Here is a 16,359-nt window from a genome sequence, read left to right as displayed (position 1 = left end):
GCAGCAAAGATGAAACAAAAAGGCTCGACCGGCTAATACCGGTCGAGCCTTTTTGCAGGGTACGGATCGATGAAACCGTGCGGGCTCGCCCGCGCGATCAGACCGCCATCGGTGCGGTCAGCGGCTCGTGGTGGCGATAGCCGACGAGCGAGAAATCGGACGGCTCGACCTGCTCCAGCCATTCGGGCGCATAGACGCCCGTTTTCGCGTACTCGGGCACGCGCTCGGCAATCTCGAGCCGCGGGCTTTCGTACGGCTCGCGCGTGAGCTGCTGCTGCAGCATGTCGAGCTGGTTCTCGTAGATGTGGGCGTCGCCGATGAAATACGTGAACCAGCGCGGCGTGTAGCCCGTCAGCCGGCCGACGAGCGACAGCAGCGCGGCCCCTTCCGTCAGGTTGAACGGCGTGCCGAGACCGACGTCGTTGCTGCGGATGTACAAGCACAGCGAGATCTCGCGCTTCGTCGCGTTCGGCAGGAACTGGTACAGCAGATGGCACGCGGGCAGCGCGATCTGGTCGAGCACGGCCGGATTCCACGCGTGAAACAGGATACGACGATCGGACGGGTTCTCCATGATCGTGTCCAGGCACTGGCGCAACTGGTCGATCGCCTTGTACAGCAGCACCTTCGGCGCGCCATCCTCGTCGAAACGCGTGACGATCCGGAAGCCGCGGCGTGTCGCATCGGCGATCTGCGCGTCGGCGCTCGCATCGAGCACCTTGTAGCCAGACCACTGGCGCCATTGCACGCCGTATACGTCGCCGAGATCGTCGACGCCCTGGCGATACGGGTTCGCGAGCCACTGCGCGTTCTCGTTCGCGTTCGCATCCCACACCTTGCAGCCGAGCGCGCGGAAATCGGCCGCGCTGCGCGACGCACGCAGGAAGCCGACCAGTTCGCCGATCGCCGACTTGAACGCCAGCTTCTTGGTCGTCACGGCCGGAAAGCCTTGCTGCAGGTCGAAGCGCAGCATCGCGCCCGGCATGCTGATGGTACGGATCCCCGTGCGGTTCTCCTGCCAGGCGCCGGTATCGAGAATGGTACGAACGAGATCGAGATACTGTTTCATGCGGGTTCCTTCGGCCGCGAGAGGCGACCGTACCCGCCGATTTTAACAAGCGTGGCGCGGAAGCTCCGGCAACGGCGCCGAAAACCCTGCCAGCGTGTCGCCACGATCGCGCATGCCGTGCGCGCACATCAGCCGGTAGAGCGTGACGCGCGACACGCCGAGCTCGCGCGCGGCATCCGCAAAACGGCCGCGATGGCGCAGCAGCGCCTGCTCGATCGCCTGCCGTTCGGCCGCCTCGCGCGCCTCCAGCAGCGACACCGGCGCGAGCGTCGCATAGTCGTTCAGCTCGAGATCGGCGGCGGTGATCATCCGGCCTTCGGACATCACGATCGCACGGCGCACACGGTTGATCAGCTCGCGCACGTTGCCGGGCCACGAATAGCCGTACAGCGACGCGACCGCATCCGGGGAAAAACCGCGCAGGCGCCGATGCGCATCGCCCTTGAAGCGCTCGAGCATGTGGCGCGCGAGCACCTCGATGTCCTTGCCGCGCGCGCGCAGCGGCGGCTCCTCGATCTTCAGCACGCACAGCCGGTGAAACAGGTCCTCGCGAAAGCGCCCTTCACGCAGCGCCGCCTCCATGTTCACGTGCGTCGCGCAGATCACGCGTACATCGACCGGCATCGACGCATGCGCGCCGAGCCGCTCGATCTTGCCTTCCTGCAGGAAGCGCAGCAGGCTCGCCTGGCTTTCGAGCGGCAGATCGCCGATCTCGTCGAGAAACAGCGTGCCGCCGTTGGCTGCCTCGACGCGGCCGATCTTGCGCTGGTTCGCGCCGGTGAACGCGCCGCGCTCATAGCCGAACAGTTCGGCCTGCAGCAGCGTCGACGGTATCGCACCGCAATTGATCGCGATGAACGGCGCCTGCGCGCGCGCCGAGCGCTCGTGAATCGCGACCGCCGTCAATTCCTTGCCCGTGCCCGACTCGCCGGAGATGAACACCGGTGCGTCGGTCGCCGCGACACGGCGGATCGTCCTGAAGAGCCCGAGCATCGCATCGCAGGTGCCGACCATCTCGCCTTCGCTGCGCCCCGCGCCGACGGGCGGCGAAACGGGATCGGTCAATGCGACCATGCCGTGCGCATGACCGACAGTTTCGACGATCCGCGCCGTTTCGTACGGCATCGTCACGTAGTCGAAGCAATAGTCGCGAATGAGATGGCGCAGCGTCGCGTCCTGCAACTGGCCGCGCCGCGTCGCCGCGATCCAGCCGATGTGCTGGATGCTCAGGCAGGATTCGAGTTCGCGCAGGTCCGACGGCTTGAAGCCCGGCGAGAAATCGAGCAGGCCGGCGGTGGCCACGCCGTGCTGCACGACGCGCCGCACATCGCGCACGGTCTCGGCCAAGTCGACGCGCCAGCCGCATTCGTCGAAATGGCCGCGCAACGCGTCGTTCGGTTCGCGCGAATAGTAGACCACGTGCCGCTGATCGGCTCCCATATGCTCACCCCGTTCATCAACCGTCCAACGATTGCTGCACACGTCGGATTGCGTGCAAAAGGATCGAATCGGGTCAGCCAGAGGTGGCTCGATTCGCCATGCCGATGCGCGGCAACGACACAGCCTCGCATGATGGCGCTTGTCTCGCGTCCAGTAATTTTTTGATCGAGACAACCCGGTTATAGGCACCGAATACGACAAATCCGTTTCATTGCCGATGGCGACACGGCCGAATCGCTCGGGAGTCGATGCAGATCAATCCTCTGCACATAGCACATGCGCAGGAACGGTTTCGTCATCGACACACGCGCCGATTTTCATCCTTGAAGCGTGTCGATTGAATCAGCAGTATTCCCGAGCCCCATCGTTTCAGGCCTGAAACATTTTCAGGCGTTTTCGGCCACCGTTCGCAACGCTCGAGCGCGAGTCGCAATGGCGGCAATGGCCCCGGTACGGTGGCATGTATTTCGCTGAATACGTACACGATCGGAGACATCCGCCATGCGAAAACCTCGTTTACTTTCTTTCGTGCCGATGGCGCTCGCGCTCTCGACCGCCGGCCCGCCTGCTCCGGCATGCGCGGACGATGGCATGCAGCCGGATCGCGCCATGCTGCTTGCCGAAAACACGTCGAGCAGGCAGCACGGCAACGGGTTCGGCATCCTGACCGTGTCGGCACCGCAATCGCTGCCGGCCGCCAGCGCCTCCGTGACGCTGTGGGACGAGATCCCGCCACCGCCCCAGTTGCCGATGCCGCTGCCGGCGCCGCAACCGGGCGACATCCGGCATGCGATGGAAGGCAATGCGCGAGGCAATACGCATCCCTGATGCATGTGCCTCTTCAATTCGATCAGGATAACGTATTGAACTGACGAGCCGGTCGAACGGGATGCCGTCGAGCGGAACCGGCTTCGCCGATCTCGCGACATAAAACGTTTTGGTGCTCCGTCCCCCGGCGGGCACTCTTTTTATTCGGACGGGCCGCCGCGACGCGGGGCATCGCGCGTCGCGGCGCACGACGCCGGAAACGCCGGTCCCCGTGCGGGCGGGCGGAATCCGGCGCACGCCGTCGTTCCGGTAAAATCGGCCCCGTTCCCCTCTTTCCCGACTTTCATGACGACGTTGACCCTGATCGTCGCGCGTGCCCGCAACGGCATCATCGGCCGCGACAACCAGTTGCCCTGGAAACTTCCCGAGGATCTCGCGTTCTTCAAGCGCACGACGATGGGCGCGCCGATCGTGATGGGCCGCAAGACCCACGAATCGATCGGCCGGCCGCTGCCCGGCCGCCGCAATATCGTCGTCACGCGCGATGCCACGCGCCGTTTCGACGGCTGCGATACGGTCACGTCGCTCGCCGACGCACTGGCGCTCGCCGAGCGCGACGGCGCGCCGGAGGTATTCCTGATCGGCGGTGCGCAACTCTACGCGGAAGGTCTCACGCTCGCCGACAGGCTGGTCGTCACCGAGATCGACGCCGACTTCGACGGCGACGCGTCGTTCCCGGCGCCCGACGCCGCGCACTGGCAGGAAATCTCGCGCGACGCGCATCAGGCTGCCGCGCCGAACACGTTCGGCTATGCGTTCGTCGTCTACGAACGCAAGCGCGGCTGACGTCTTCTTCCGCACGATGAAAAAAGCCCGACCGGCTTCGCGCGCCGGTCGGGCTTTCGTTTTCTGGCGGCCTGCGCCGCGTGCGGCTTACTGCCCTGCGATCGTCATCTGCTCGATCAGCACCGAGCCGGTTTCCTTCGTACCGCGCACGATCGAATCCGCACCGATCGCGACGATATGGCGGAACATCTCCTGCAGCGTGCTGGCAACGGTGATTTCCTCGACCGGATACTGGATCACGCCGTTCTCCACCCAGAAACCCGCAGCACCGCGCGAATAGTCGCCCGTCACGTAGTTCACGCCCTGCCCCATCAACTCGGTCAGCAGCAGCCCCGTGCCGAGCTTCTTCAGCATCGCGTCGAAGTCGTCGCCCGCCTGCGTGTTCGCGCTGCGCAGCGCGAGATTGTGCGAGCCGCCCGCGTTGCCGGTGGTTTGCGTGCCGAGCTTGCGTGCCGAATAGGTCGACAGGAAATAGCCTTCGACGACACCGTCCTTCACGACGCTGCGCGCACGCGTGCGCACGCCTTCCTCGTCGAACGGCGCGCTGCCCATCGCGCGCGGCACGTGCGGATCCTCGACGATCTGGATGTGCGGTGCGAACACCGGCTTGCCGAGGCTGTCGACGAGGAACGACGTCTTGCGATACAGTGCGCCGCCGCTCACCGCCTGTACGAATGCGCCGAGCAGGCCGGCCGCGAGCGGCGCCTCGAACAGCACGGGCACCTTGCGCGTGTCGAGACGACGCGCGCCCATCCGCGCGAGCGCGCGTTCGGCCGCGTAACGGCCCACCGCTTCGGGCGCGGCGAGATCGATCGCGCTGCGCTTCGACGAATACCAGTCGTCGCGCTGCATGTGGCGGCCGCTGCCCGCGATCGGCGCGCATGCGATGTAGTGGCGCGAGTACGGATAGCCGGCCAGGAAGCCGCGCGACGTCGCGAGCACGAACTGCGAGTGCTGCGCCGACACGCTCGCACCTTCCGAATTGCGAATTTGCGGGCTGACCGCAAACGCGGCGTCTTCCGCGCGGCGGGCAAGCTCGACTGCGTCGTCGGCCGTCAGCGCCCACGGATGGTACAGATCGAGGTCCTGCGGGTCGGTTTCGAGCAGCTCGGCTTCGGCGAGACCGGCCGCTTCGTCCTCGGCCGTGAAGCGCGCGATGTTGTAGGCGGCGGCGACGGTATCCTTGATCGCGGCCGGCGAGAAATCCGACGTGCTCGCGTTGCCGCGTTTCTTGCCGATGAACACGGTGACGCCGACCATCTTGTCGCGGTTGTGCTCGATCGTTTCGACCTCGCCACGGCGCACCGACACCGACAGGCCGTCGCCCTCGGAGATTTCGGTCGCGGCGTCCGTCGCGCCGAGCGCCTTCGCATGGCGAAGGATGTCCGATGCGATTTCTTTGAGCTGGTCCTGCGTGTGCGGGAAATAGCGCGCTTGTACGTCGAGATTGGCTGCCATCGTCTTGGTATCCGGTGGCGGGCGGGCGCCCGCATGGTCAAAATGTTGCGTATCCCGCGATCATAGCAAGGTCCGGGGCCGGACACAGACAAGCTTGGGGTATCCGCGCCGCGATACAATGCGGTCCATGACACGCAAAACCCGAATCCAGCCGATCGAACATGCCGTCGAGGACGACGACAATGGCTACGATCGCCCCAGCAAATCCCAGTTGAAGCGCGAAATGCACGCGCTGCAGGAACTCGGCCAGGCACTCGTCGATCTGCCGAAGGACGCGCTCAAGCGCATGCCGATGCCCGAAGATCTCGCGGACGCCGTGCGCGAGGCCCGCCGGATCACCGATCACGAAGGCAAGCGCCGCCAGCTCCAGTACGTCGGCCGCGTGATGCGCTCGCTAACCGACGACGAAACGGCCGCGCTGCGCACCGCGCTCGACGCGCAACGCGGCGTGAACAAGGCCGCGACGGCCCGGCTGCACTGGATCGAGCGCACGCGCGAGCAACTGCTCGCGAGCGACGACGCGCTGACCGAATTCCTGCGCCAGCACCCCGACGCCGACATCCAGGAAGGCCGTACGCTGATCCGCAACGCGCGCAAGGAAGCCCAGCAAGGCAAGCCCCCGCGCTATTTCCGCGAGCTGTTCCAGTGGATCAAGACCGCGAGCGGCACGCCCGGCGGCGATGACGAAGGGGACGACGCCACCGGAGACGACCATGACGACGAAGCGTAACCATCCGGACGAGCTCGTGGTCGGCCTCGTGTCGATCAGCGACCGCGCGAGTACGGGCGTCTACGAGGACAAGGGCATCCCGGCGCTGCAGGAATGGCTCGCCGGCGCGCTCGTCTCGCCGTGGCGCGCGCAAACGCGCCTGATCCAGGACGACGCGCCGACGATCTCGGCCACGCTGACCGAACTGGTCGACGTCGCCGGCTGCGATCTCGTGCTGACGACGGGCGGCACCGGTCCCGCGCGCCGCGACGTGACGCCGGAAGCCACGCTGGCCGTGGCGACGAAGGAAATGCCGGGATTCGGCGAACAGATGCGGCAGATCAGCCTGAATTTCGTCCCGACCGCGATCCTGTCGCGGCAGGTCGCGGTGATCCGCGAAACGGCCGACCATGCGGCGCTGATCATCAACCTGCCCGGCCAGCCGAAGTCGATCCGCGAGACGCTGGAAGGGCTGCGCGATGCCGACGGCAAATCGACCGTGCCCGGCATCTTCGCCGCGGTGCCCTACTGCATCGACCTGATCGGCGGCCCGTATATCGAGACCGACGCCGCAGTGGTCGCGGCGTTCCGGCCGAAAAGCGCGCGGCGCTGAACGTGGCTCGCGCGCCGCGCGCGTGCCGGCCCGCTCAGGCGGCCGGCACGGAGTCGCCTGCCGGCGCCGATGCGGCCGGAATCAGGAAATGCTCGCGATAGTACTTCAGCTCGTCGATCGACTCGTGGATGTCGGCGAGCGCGGTGTGCATCGCCCGCTTCTGGAAACCCTTGTAGATGGCGGGCTGCCAGCGGCGGCACAGCTCCTTGAGCGTGCTGACGTCGAGGTTGCGGTAATGGAAGAACCGCTCGAATTCCGGCATCCAGCGCGCCATGAAGCGGCGGTCCTGGCAAATCGAGTTGCCGCACATCGGCGACTTGCCCGGCGACACGTACTGCGCGAGGAACGCCTGCAGTTGCGCGGCGGCTTCCGCCTCGGTCACGGTCGATGCGCGCACGCGGTCGATCAGCCCCGAGCGGCCATGCGTCGACTTGTTCCAGTCGTCCATCTTCGCGAGCGTCTCGTCGCTCTGGTGAATCGCGAACACCGGGCCCTCGACGGCAACGTCGAGCGTGGAATTGGTCACCACGACCGCGATCTCGATGATGCGGTCGTTTTCCGGGTCGAGGCCCGTCATCTCCATGTCGAGCCAGACGAGGTTCAACTCGTTGCGCACGAGCGCGGGCTGGCTGGCGGAAGCGGCGGTATCGGTCATGATTCATCCTGGAAAATGGCGGACCGGGCGCGCCGATGCGGCGCCGCCCGGGCGGCCGGCATCGCATCAGCGGGGCCGGTCCGCAAGAACATATAATTCTCGCATAGAACCCTTTGGCGCCTTCGATGTCACCCTTTTCGTTCACCCTGCTGTTCGCGATCGCCGTACTCGCGATGGTCGTCACCAAGCTGTGGCTCGCGTCGCGGCAGATCCGCTTCGTCGCCGCGCACCGCAACGGCGTGCCCGCGCAATTCAGCGCCACCATCCCGCTGACCGCCCACCAGCGCGCGGCCGACTACACGGTCGAGCGCACCCGGCTGACGATGCTCGAGATCGTCGTCAGCGCGGCCGTGCTGGTCGGCCTCACGCTGCTCGGCGGCGTCGGCGCGCTCGACTCGCTGCTGACCGGCTGGCTCGGCCGCGGCTACGGGCAGCAGGTCGCGCTGGTCGCCGCGGTGCTCGTGATCATGAGCGCGATCGACGTCCCGTTCGAGTATTACCGCCAGTTCGGGATCGAGCAGCGTTTCGGCTTCAACCGGATGACGAAGCGGCTGTTCTTCGCCGACATGCTGAAAAATTCGCTGCTCGGCGCCGTGCTCGGCCTGCCGCTGCTGTTCGTCGTTCTGTGGCTGATGAACCAGGCCGGCAGCCTGTGGTGGCTGTGGACCTGGATCGTGTGGGTCGCGTTCCAGATGCTCGTGCTGCTGATCTACCCGACCTTCATCGCGCCGCTCTTCAACAAGTTCGAGCCGCTGAAGGACGACGCGCTGCGCGCACGCATCGAGTCGCTGATGAAGCGCTGCGGCTTCGCGGCGAAGGGCCTGTTCGTCATGGACGGCAGCCGCCGCTCGGCGCACGGCAACGCGTACTTCACGGGCTTCGGCGCATCCAAGCGGATCGTGTTCTTCGATACGCTGCTCGCGCGCCTGTCCGGCCAGGAGATCGAAGCCGTGCTCGCGCACGAGCTCGGCCACTTCAAGCGCCGCCACGTGATGAAGCGGATGCTCGTGTCGTTCGTGCTGAGCCTCGTGCTGCTCGCGCTGCTCGGCTGGCTCGCGCAACGCACGTGGTTCTATACGGGGCTCGGCGTCACGCCGTCGCTCGACACCAGCAACGCGGGCGCCGCGCTCATCCTGTTCTTCCTCGCGATTCCGGTATTCCTGTTCTTCGCGACGCCGTTCAGCAGCCTCACGTCGCGCAAACACGAATTCGAGGCCGACGCGTTCGCGGCCAGCCAGACCGACGCGCAGGATCTCGTCAGCGCGCTCGTGAAACTCTATGAAGACAACGCGTCGACGCTGACGCCCGACCCCGTCTACACGGCCTTCTACTACTCGCATCCGCCTGCGTCGCAGCGGATCGACCGCCTGCTGCAGCACGCATGAGCCGGCCGACCTCCCGCAAGCCGGCCCCGCGCGCATCGGGCGCGCAACGGGCCGAAGGCCGCGTGATTGCGGCGCACGGCCGCCACTACATCGTCGCCCCCGACGACGGCGGCCCGATGCTGCAATGCTTCCCGCGCGGCAAGAAGAGCGACGTCGCGGTCGGCGACCGCGTCGCGTACGAACTCGCGTCGGCCGACCAGGGCGTGATCGTGGAGATCGGCGAACGGCGCAACCTGCTGTACCGCTCCGACCAGTTCAAGTCGAAGCTGTTCGCGGCCAACCTCGACCAACTGCTGATCGTGCTCGCGACCGAGCCCTATTTCAGCGAGGATCTGCTCGGCCGCGCGCTGATCGCCGCCGAAGCGAACGAGCTGAAGCCGCTCGTCGTGCTGAACAAGATCGACGTGGAGGCCGCGCTGCCGGTCGCGCGCGAACGCCTCGCGCCGTACCGCGCGCTCGGCTACGACGTGCTCGAGCTGTCGGTGAAAGGCGCGCCGGACGACGCGCGCGCGCAACTGATGCCGCACCTCGCCGGCCATTCGACGATCCTGCTCGGCCAGTCCGGGATGGGCAAGTCGACGCTCGTGAACCTGCTCGTGCCCGACGCCGAAGCCGCGACCCGCGAGATCTCGGCCGCGCTCAACAGCGGCCGTCACACGACGACGTTCACGCGCCTGTACCCGCTGGAAGGCGGCGGTGCGCTGATCGATTCGCCGGGCTTCCAGGAATTCGGCCTCTACCACCTGACCGAAGGCCGCCTCGAGCGCGCGTTCCCGGAATTCCGGCCGCTGCTCGCGGACTGCCGTTTCTATAATTGTCATCATCTGCACGAGCCCGGCTGCGCGATCCTCGAAGCCGTCGCCGACGGCCGCATCGCGCCGTCCCGGCACGCGCTGTACGCGCAGCTCGTGCACGAGGCGAGCCAGATCGTCCGCTGATCGCGCGACGTGTGCGACGGCCGGCCGGCGCCAGACGGGCCGGCCTTCATCGACAGGAGCGGCGATGCGTTTCAAGGCACCCGACCTCGCGACCGCGCAGCATTGGGCCAACGTGCTCCAGGTGGCCGGCATCGGTTGCGAGTTGCACAACTGCTACGCGACCGGCGCGCTCGGTGGCCTGCCCGCCGACGCGTGCACGCCCGAACTGTGGCTCGACGACGAACGCGACGACGCACTCGCCCGCCGGCTCCTCGATGCCGCATCGCACGGCCCGTCTGCCGGCGCCGCACCCTGGCGCTGCCGGCAGTGCGGCGAAGCGCTCGAAGCGCAATTCACCGCGTGCTGGCAATGCGGCGCCGTGCGCGACCCGCTCGACGACTGAACGCATTGCGCCGACGCACAGCGAAAAGGCCGGCATCAAGCCGGCCTGTTCATTTCGTCGGGCGCCGGGCTAGCGCGTCACGATACCCAGACCGCCAGCGTCAGCATCAGCAACAGGATCATCCACAGGATCACCGCGCGCCACACGAGGCCGACCGCCGACTGCAGCGTGCGCGGCGTGCAATCGTCACCAACCGTCAACGGACCGCTGTCGCCGACCGCCAGCGCATCGAGGCTCGACGGCTCCGCGAGCGGCCCGGCAAGACGCGCGCCGAGCGCCCCGCTGCCGGCGGCCAGCAGCACGCCGTCGTTCGGGTCGGGCCACTGGCGCGTATGGTTGCGCCACGCGTAGATCGCATCCTCGAAATTGCCGACGATCGCGAAGCCGAGCGCCGTCAGCCGGGACGGAATCCAGTCGATCACGAAGAACGCGCGCTGCGCGAACGTCGAGAAGGCAGCGGTGCGGTCGTCGCCCGGCGTCGACCAGCTGCGCGCGAGGTATTCGGAAATCCGGTACAGCACGGCGCCCGCCGGGCCGAGCGGCAGCACGTACCAGAAGAACACGCCGAAGACGTGGCGATGCGACGCGACGACCGCGTGGATCAGCGTATGACGGACGATTTCGCCGACCGGCATGTCGACCGTGTCGATACCCGTCCACTCGTGCAGGATTTCGCGCGCGCGCGGCACGTCGTCGTTGTTGAGCGCGAGATGGATATCGGTGAAGTAGTGGCTGAACTGGCGGAAGCCGAGCGTGAAATACACGACGACGACGTTCCACAGAAACGCGAGCACGAAGCTCACCTTGTACAGCAGGAAATAGATCAGCGCGACGATCAGTACCCACGGCAGCACGACCGCGAGCCATGCAAGGATTCCGTGCTTCTGCTTGCCGGCGTCGAGGCCATGCGCGACGGTTTCCGCATGAAACTGGAACAGCGCGAACACCGGATTGCTCGGCGACAACGCGCGGACCTGTTCGATGATGAGGGCGAGGAGAACCGAAAAGAAAGTCATGCGTGGCGCCGTCTTCGGAGTTATGTCATTTTTTGCATAACGATAGCACAGCGTCAGCCGCGCATGGCTGCACGGCGCGCTCGCCAGGCAGCCGGCGGCGCGCGCCGGCCGGCGCGCCCGCCTAGCCGGCAGCCAAGAAGCGATACAGATTGCGAAACATGGCGGCAGTTGCGCCCCAAATGAAGTAATGCCCGTCCGGTTTCTCATTCGGATAGGGCATGGCAAAAAAACGACGCTCGCCGCCTTCCCACCGGAACACACGCACCTGATGGTTCGCGGGATTCATCACGAACGCGAGCGGCACCTCGAAAATCTCGGCGACTTCGAACGTGTCGGCCTGCACGGTGAACGGCGGATGCACGAGGCCGACCACCGGCGTCACGCAGAAACCCGTGCCGGTCAGGTAGTCGGGCAGCGCACCGAGAATCTCGACGCGTTCGGCGGCCAGCCCGATCTCCTCCTTCGCCTCGCGCAACGCGGTGGCGGTCGCGTCGCGATCGAACGGCTCGCGACGACCGCCGGGAAAGCTGATCTGTCCGGCGTGGTCGTTCAGGTGATCGGCGCGCTGCGTCAGCAATACGGTGAGGCCCGATTCGCGGACGACGAGCGGCACGAGGACGGCCGCGCTACGCGGATCGACGCCTTCCTGCAGCCTCGCTTCGCCAGGCTCGACGCTCCATTCGAGCGTGCGCGCGAACCGTTCGCGCAGGCCGGACGGCGTCATCAGCCGGGAATCGATGACCGGCAGGCCGGCGCCGGTGCCTTCGACCGGCAATACTTCGGGATCGATGATGGGGCGGCGATTCAATGGGGCTCTCGGGTTCGTGTCGTGTCGAGCATATTGTCGCGCCAGAATGAAAAAAGCACCCGGTTGGGTGCTTTTTCCTTACAGCCCTTACTCTTGGGAAGCTGCGGCGGCGCGATCCTTCGACACCAGCTTTTCCTTGATACGAGCCGACTTGCCCGAACGCTCGCGCAGGTAGTACAGCTTCGCACGACGCACATCACCGCGACGCTTCACGACGATGCTTGCCAGCAGCGGCGAGTACGTCTGGAACGTACGCTCGACGCCTTCGCCCGACGAGATCTTGCGGACGATGAAGTTCGAGTTCAGACCACGATTGCGAATCGCGATCACGACGCCTTCGTAAGCCTGAACGCGCTTGCGGTTACCTTCAACCACGTTCACGTTCACGATCACCGTGTCGCCCGGGGCGAAATCGGGGATCGTCTTGCCGGCGAGCGCGCGCTCGATTTCTTCCTGCTCAAGTTTTGCGATCAGATTCATTACTGACTCCTTATGCCATCGTGTCGGCGTTCAACCCGCCTGCTTCCAGGCTTGGTCCCGATAGAGGATGGATTCACATCAGGCGCCGCACACGCATGTACGGCACCGCCAATTCCCGCTCGCGCAGCCGCCTCAGGAGGCGTCCTTCGCTTCGCGTGCGAGGTTCGCGAGCCACGCCTCGTCGGCGCGGCTCAACAACTTCTCGCGGCGCGCCCGGACGATCAGGTCCGGCCGCTTCCGCAACGTATTCCTCAATGCTTCCTGGCGCCGCCACCGCTCGATCTCGGCATGATGCCCGCCGAGCAGCACGTCCGGCACGCGCACGCCGGCGTATTCCTCGGGGCGCGTGTAGTGCGGGCAATCGAGCAGGCCGTCGGCGAAGCTGTCCTGCACGGCCGACAGCGAATCGTTCAGCACGCCGGGCAGCAACCGCACGACCGCATCCATCATCGCCATCGCCGGCAGTTCGCCGCCCGACAGCACGAAATCGCCGAGGCTGATTTCCTCGTCGACGCAACGGTCGAGCAAGCGCTGATCGATCGCTTCGTAGCGACCGCACAGCACGACGACGCCGGGTTCCTGCGCCATCCGCACCGCACGATCATGCGTGAGCGGCGCGCCTTGCGGCGACATCATCACGACGCGCGTGCTCGCGATGCCCTGCTCCGCCTGCGCCGCTTTCGCGGCGTCGATCGCGGCTTCGAGCGGCCTGGCCAGCATCACCATGCCCGGACCGCCGCCGTACGGACGATCGTCGACCGTACGGTAGTTGTCCGTCGTGAAATCACGCGGGTTCCAGGTGCGCAGCCCGAAGCGCCCCTGCTTGACGGCCCGGCTGGTGATTCCCCAGTCGGTCAGTGCGCGGAACATCTCGGGAAAGAGCGTGATGACGTCGAACTGCACCGCGCTCTCGGTAACCTGGTTCATTTCAGTAATCGGCTTCCCAGTCGACGACGATGCGACGCGCCGCCTGATCCACCGTTTTGACGTAGACGCCGACGAACGGAATCAACCGCTCGCCGGTGGTCGGCTGACCGTCTTTGCCGGTTGCCGGATACTCGACGCGCATGATCGAATGCACGCCGTTGTCGATCATCCCGCTCACCTTCCCGAGCGCCACCGATTGCTCGTTGACGACATCGAGACCGATCAGGTCGACCCAATAGAATTCGTCCGCGGCCAGTGCCGGGAAATCTTCCCGGCGCACGAACACGCGAAAGCCGCGCATGGACAGCGCAGCATCGCGGTCGCCGACACCCGCGGGTTGCGCAACGACAGTGTCGCTGTGCGTCTTCGACTGCATGATGCGGACGGAAAGCCGCTCCGCACCGCGTTCCAGCCACCAGCGACGCGCGCTGAGCAGCGCGTCGCCACCGCGACCGGCATCGGCATGCGTCGCCACCTTGACCCAGCCCTTCAGGCCGTAGGCGTCGACCACCGCCCCGACCTCGACGGCATCGTCGGGCCAGGCTTGCGTCGCTTCGGGGCCGCCCTGTTCGGCAGCCTGACCGGCGTTCGCGACCGTGTCGCGCTCGACCGGCTTGCGGACGAATGCGCCGAATGACGCACGCCCGCGCCTTGCATTACCGGAATCGTGACCCGCCATCAATGCACCTCACAGCCGGCACGACCGGCACACCGCGCCATGTCAGGCAGCCGGTTGCGCCTTTTGCGCTTCCTTCACGAGACGCTGGACGGTCGGCGACAGTTGCGCGCCAACGCCTTGCCAGTACGTCAGGCGATCCTGAGCGATACGCAGCGATTCGCCCTTCGTGGCGACCGGGTTGTAGAAGCCGACGCGCTCGATGAAGCGGCCGTCACGACGGTTGCGCGAATCGGTAGCAACGATGTTGTAGAACGGGCGCTTCTTCGAGCCGCCACGAGCCAGACGGATGATAACCATATGATGTCCTTCGGGAAAACCGGGTTCGAAACTACTGAAACACGCGATTATAGCCGGAAACCAGAGGTACAACAAACACTTACGCGTAAAAATCCGCGGACGGCCCGTCGGCCGGGCCTACAATCGTCGTGTCCAGGATGCGCTCGACCATCATGCCGCCCCTTCGCGCCACCCCGATGCGCCGCGCGCAGCGCCAATTGGCGGCGCTGCTTGCCGGCCTTGCCTGCGTCGCGTCCGCCGCGGCGTTTGCCGCGCCGCTGCCGGTGAACGAACTCGTCGTGCCGCCCGGATTCCATGTGAGCGTGCTGACCGACGCCGTACCGGCCGCGCGCGAAATGGCGTGGTCGCCGCGCGGCATCCTGTATGTCGGCACGCGAGACGGCCGCGTCCACGCGTTCGCAATGCACGAGGGCCGGATCAGCGCACACTACGTCATCGCGTCCGGGCTCGACATGCCCGTCGGCGTCGCCTATCGCGATGGCGCCCTCTATATATCCGCCGTCTCGCGCATCCTGCGCCTCGACCATATCGACGACCGGCTCGCCAGACCGCCCGCGCCCGTCGTCGTGACCGATGCGCTGCCGACCGACCACCATCACGGTTGGAAATTCATCGCGTTCGGCCCCGACGGCAAGCTGTACGTGCCGGTCGGCGCGCCGTGCAACGCGTGCCTCGCCGATCGCGGCCGCTACGCGATCATCGCGCGGATGAACGCCGACGGCAGCGGGCGTGAAGTGATCGCTCGCGGCATACGCAATACGGTCGGCTTTGCATGGCACCCTGACTCGGGCGAGCTGTGGTTCACCGACAACGGGCGCGACATGATGGGCGACGACGTACCCGACGACAAGCTGAACCGTGCGCCGCGCACCGGCCTCGACTTCGGCTTTCCATACTGCCACGGCGGCGATACGCCCGACCCCGAATTCGGCGGCGCCGACGTCTGTCGTCATTACGTGCCGCCCGTCCTGAAACTCGGCGCGCACGTCGCGGCGCTCGGGATGCGCTTCTATACCGGGACGATGTTTCCGGCGCCCTATCGCAACAATGTCTTCATTGCCGAACACGGCTCGTGGAATCGCAGCACGAAGGTCGGCTACCGCGTGATGCGCGTGATCGCATCGGCGGACGGCAGCCACGCGCGCCAGATACCGTTCATCACGGGCTGGCTGCGACCCGACGGCACCGTATGGGGACGCCCGGCCGATGTATTGCCGCTACCGGACGGCTCGCTGCTCGTCAGCGACGATTACGCGGGCGCGATCTACCGCGTGACCTATGCGGCACCTTGACGCAGGCGAGGCGTGACCGGGCCCGACCGGGCATCGTAGAATGCGTGCCGGGCCGCGCGCCCGCGCCGGCCTGCCGGCCCCGCCCATGCCAACGACAATACGCCGCCATCCATGTCCAGCAGCACCGCATCGCCCCGCCGCTTCCGCTCCAAGACGCTCACCGCCGCCCTCGCGTTCCTGCTCGGATCGCTCGGCGCGCACCGCTTCTATCTGTACGGCTTTCGCGATGTGTACGGCTGGGCCCACCTGCTCGCGACGATCGTCGGCATCCCGGGCTTCCTCCTGCTCGCCGCAACCCAGCGCAGCGCCGGCCTCGGCTGGTGGCTCGCGGTACCCGGCGCAATCTCGCTGCTGGCGGCGTTTCTTGCCGCACTCGTCTACGGGCTGCGCCCCGACGAAAAATGGGATGCGCAATTCAACGCGGACACCGGCAAGCACAGCCGGTCGGGCTGGACCGTGATCTTCGTCGTGATCTTCTCGCTGCTGATCGGCGCGTTCCTGTTGATGACCGCACTCGCGCTGTCGTTCCAGACGTACTTCGAATCGCAGGTCGAAGCAGCCAAGCAGATTTCGCAGTAAGCACGACCCATACGGTCG

The 16,359-nt window shown here is 66.3% G+C and carries 19 protein-coding genes; 9 read left to right on the top strand and 10 right to left on the bottom strand.

Annotation, left to right across the window (positions count from 1 at the left end; translation table 11 throughout):
• Positions 1-97: 97 nt before the first annotated feature.
• Positions 98-1,069 (bottom strand): thymidylate synthase, encoded by a 972-nt coding sequence (locus WT97_RS25615; RefSeq protein ID WP_060354626.1) that lies wholly within the window; start codon positions 1,067-1,069, stop codon positions 98-100.
• Between the two features lie 42 nt (positions 1,070-1,111).
• Positions 1,112-2,509: a sigma-54 dependent transcriptional regulator gene (locus tag WT97_RS25610; protein ID WP_059501638.1), complete on the bottom strand. Its 1,398-nt coding sequence runs from the start codon at positions 2,507-2,509 to the stop codon at positions 1,112-1,114.
• 609 nt (positions 2,510-3,118) lie between these two features.
• Here WT97_RS25610 and WT97_RS25605 point away from each other — a divergent pair.
• Positions 3,119-3,337: a hypothetical protein gene (locus tag WT97_RS25605; RefSeq protein ID WP_257127472.1), complete on the top strand. Its 219-nt coding sequence runs from the start codon at positions 3,119-3,121 to the stop codon at positions 3,335-3,337.
• A 285-nt stretch (positions 3,338-3,622) separates the two neighbouring features.
• Positions 3,623-4,123 (top strand): dihydrofolate reductase, encoded by a 501-nt coding sequence (locus WT97_RS25600; protein WP_060033595.1) that lies wholly within the window; start codon positions 3,623-3,625, stop codon positions 4,121-4,123.
• A gap of 87 nt (positions 4,124-4,210) precedes the next feature.
• On the opposite strand, the gene pmbA is transcribed toward WT97_RS25600, so the two are convergent.
• Positions 4,211-5,581, bottom strand: coding sequence for a metalloprotease PmbA (gene pmbA / locus WT97_RS25595; RefSeq protein WP_059501644.1), 1,371 nt, complete (start codon positions 5,579-5,581; stop codon positions 4,211-4,213).
• A 127-nt stretch (positions 5,582-5,708) separates the two neighbouring features.
• On the opposite strand from pmbA, the gene yjgA reads away from it, so the two are divergent.
• Complete coding sequence (gene yjgA, locus WT97_RS25590; RefSeq protein WP_306453343.1) at positions 5,709-6,311, top strand: ribosome biogenesis factor YjgA; 603 nt, start codon at positions 5,709-5,711, stop codon at positions 6,309-6,311.
• Positions 6,295-6,903: a molybdopterin adenylyltransferase gene (gene mog, locus WT97_RS25585; RefSeq protein ID WP_082720383.1), complete on the top strand. Its 609-nt coding sequence runs from the start codon at positions 6,295-6,297 to the stop codon at positions 6,901-6,903. The genes yjgA and mog overlap by 17 nt, the downstream gene beginning before the upstream one ends.
• Positions 6,904-6,937: 34 nt before the next feature.
• Here mog and orn read toward each other — a convergent pair whose 3' ends face one another.
• Positions 6,938-7,558: an oligoribonuclease gene (gene orn, locus WT97_RS25580; protein WP_059501648.1), complete on the bottom strand. Its 621-nt coding sequence runs from the start codon at positions 7,556-7,558 to the stop codon at positions 6,938-6,940.
• 125 nt (positions 7,559-7,683) lie between these two features.
• Here orn and WT97_RS25575 point away from each other — a divergent pair, with 125 nt between their 5' ends.
• The 3 genes from WT97_RS25575 (at position 7,684) to WT97_RS25565 (ending at position 10,263) form a co-directional block, all read left to right on the top strand.
• A complete protein-coding gene (locus WT97_RS25575; protein WP_059501650.1) occupies positions 7,684-8,943 on the top strand; it encodes a M48 family metallopeptidase in 1,260 nt (419 codons plus the stop codon).
• Positions 8,940-9,881, top strand: a complete 942-nt coding sequence (gene rsgA / locus WT97_RS25570) for a ribosome small subunit-dependent GTPase A (protein WP_034206736.1) — start codon at positions 8,940-8,942, stop codon at positions 9,879-9,881. Before WT97_RS25575 ends, rsgA begins: the two co-directional genes overlap by 4 nt.
• A gap of 64 nt (positions 9,882-9,945) precedes the next feature.
• Complete coding sequence (locus WT97_RS25565) at positions 9,946-10,263, top strand: putative signal transducing protein (protein WP_011351362.1); 318 nt, start codon at positions 9,946-9,948, stop codon at positions 10,261-10,263.
• A 77-nt stretch (positions 10,264-10,340) separates the two neighbouring features.
• Here the strand turns inward: WT97_RS25565 and WT97_RS25560 are convergent, their stop codons facing one another.
• The 6 genes from WT97_RS25560 to rpsP form a co-directional block, all read right to left on the bottom strand.
• Positions 10,341-11,279, bottom strand: coding sequence for a CobD/CbiB family protein (locus WT97_RS25560; protein ID WP_059791509.1), 939 nt, complete (start codon positions 11,277-11,279; stop codon positions 10,341-10,343).
• Between the two features lie 121 nt (positions 11,280-11,400).
• Positions 11,401-12,087 carry a CoA pyrophosphatase gene (locus WT97_RS25555; RefSeq protein ID WP_059501654.1) on the bottom strand — a complete coding sequence of 229 codons (687 nt, stop codon included), beginning with the start codon at positions 12,085-12,087 and terminating at the stop codon, positions 11,401-11,403.
• Positions 12,088-12,174: 87 nt separating this feature from the next.
• Positions 12,175-12,567: a 50S ribosomal protein L19 gene (gene rplS, locus WT97_RS25550; RefSeq protein WP_006486838.1), complete on the bottom strand. Its 393-nt coding sequence runs from the start codon at positions 12,565-12,567 to the stop codon at positions 12,175-12,177.
• Between the two features lie 132 nt (positions 12,568-12,699).
• Entirely contained in the window at positions 12,700-13,494 is a 795-nt protein-coding gene (gene trmD, locus WT97_RS25545; protein WP_059501656.1) for a tRNA (guanosine(37)-N1)-methyltransferase TrmD, read from the bottom strand.
• A gap of 1 nt (position 13,495) precedes the next feature.
• Entirely contained in the window at positions 13,496-14,173 is a 678-nt protein-coding gene (rimM, locus tag WT97_RS25540) for a ribosome maturation factor RimM (protein WP_060354625.1), read from the bottom strand.
• Between the two features lie 42 nt (positions 14,174-14,215).
• Positions 14,216-14,470 (bottom strand): 30S ribosomal protein S16, encoded by a 255-nt coding sequence (rpsP, locus tag WT97_RS25535; RefSeq protein ID WP_006476550.1) that lies wholly within the window; start codon positions 14,468-14,470, stop codon positions 14,216-14,218.
• A 152-nt stretch (positions 14,471-14,622) separates the two neighbouring features.
• On the opposite strand from rpsP, the gene WT97_RS25530 reads away from it, so the two are divergent.
• Together WT97_RS25530 and WT97_RS25525 are read left to right on the top strand one after the other, a co-directional pair.
• A complete protein-coding gene (locus tag WT97_RS25530) occupies positions 14,623-15,762 on the top strand; it encodes a sorbosone dehydrogenase family protein (RefSeq protein WP_060354643.1) in 1,140 nt (379 codons plus the stop codon).
• A 111-nt stretch (positions 15,763-15,873) separates the two neighbouring features.
• Positions 15,874-16,341, top strand: a complete 468-nt coding sequence (locus WT97_RS25525) for an NINE protein (protein WP_059791513.1) — start codon at positions 15,874-15,876, stop codon at positions 16,339-16,341.
• Positions 16,342-16,359 lie beyond the last annotated feature (18 nt).

The organism is Burkholderia sp. MSMB1459WGS (assembly GCF_001534535.1).
Lineage (GTDB): Bacteria > Pseudomonadota > Gammaproteobacteria > Burkholderiales > Burkholderiaceae > Burkholderia.
Note: the sequence above shows the minus strand (reverse complement) of the source record. Positions and strands in the feature narration are given on the sequence as shown.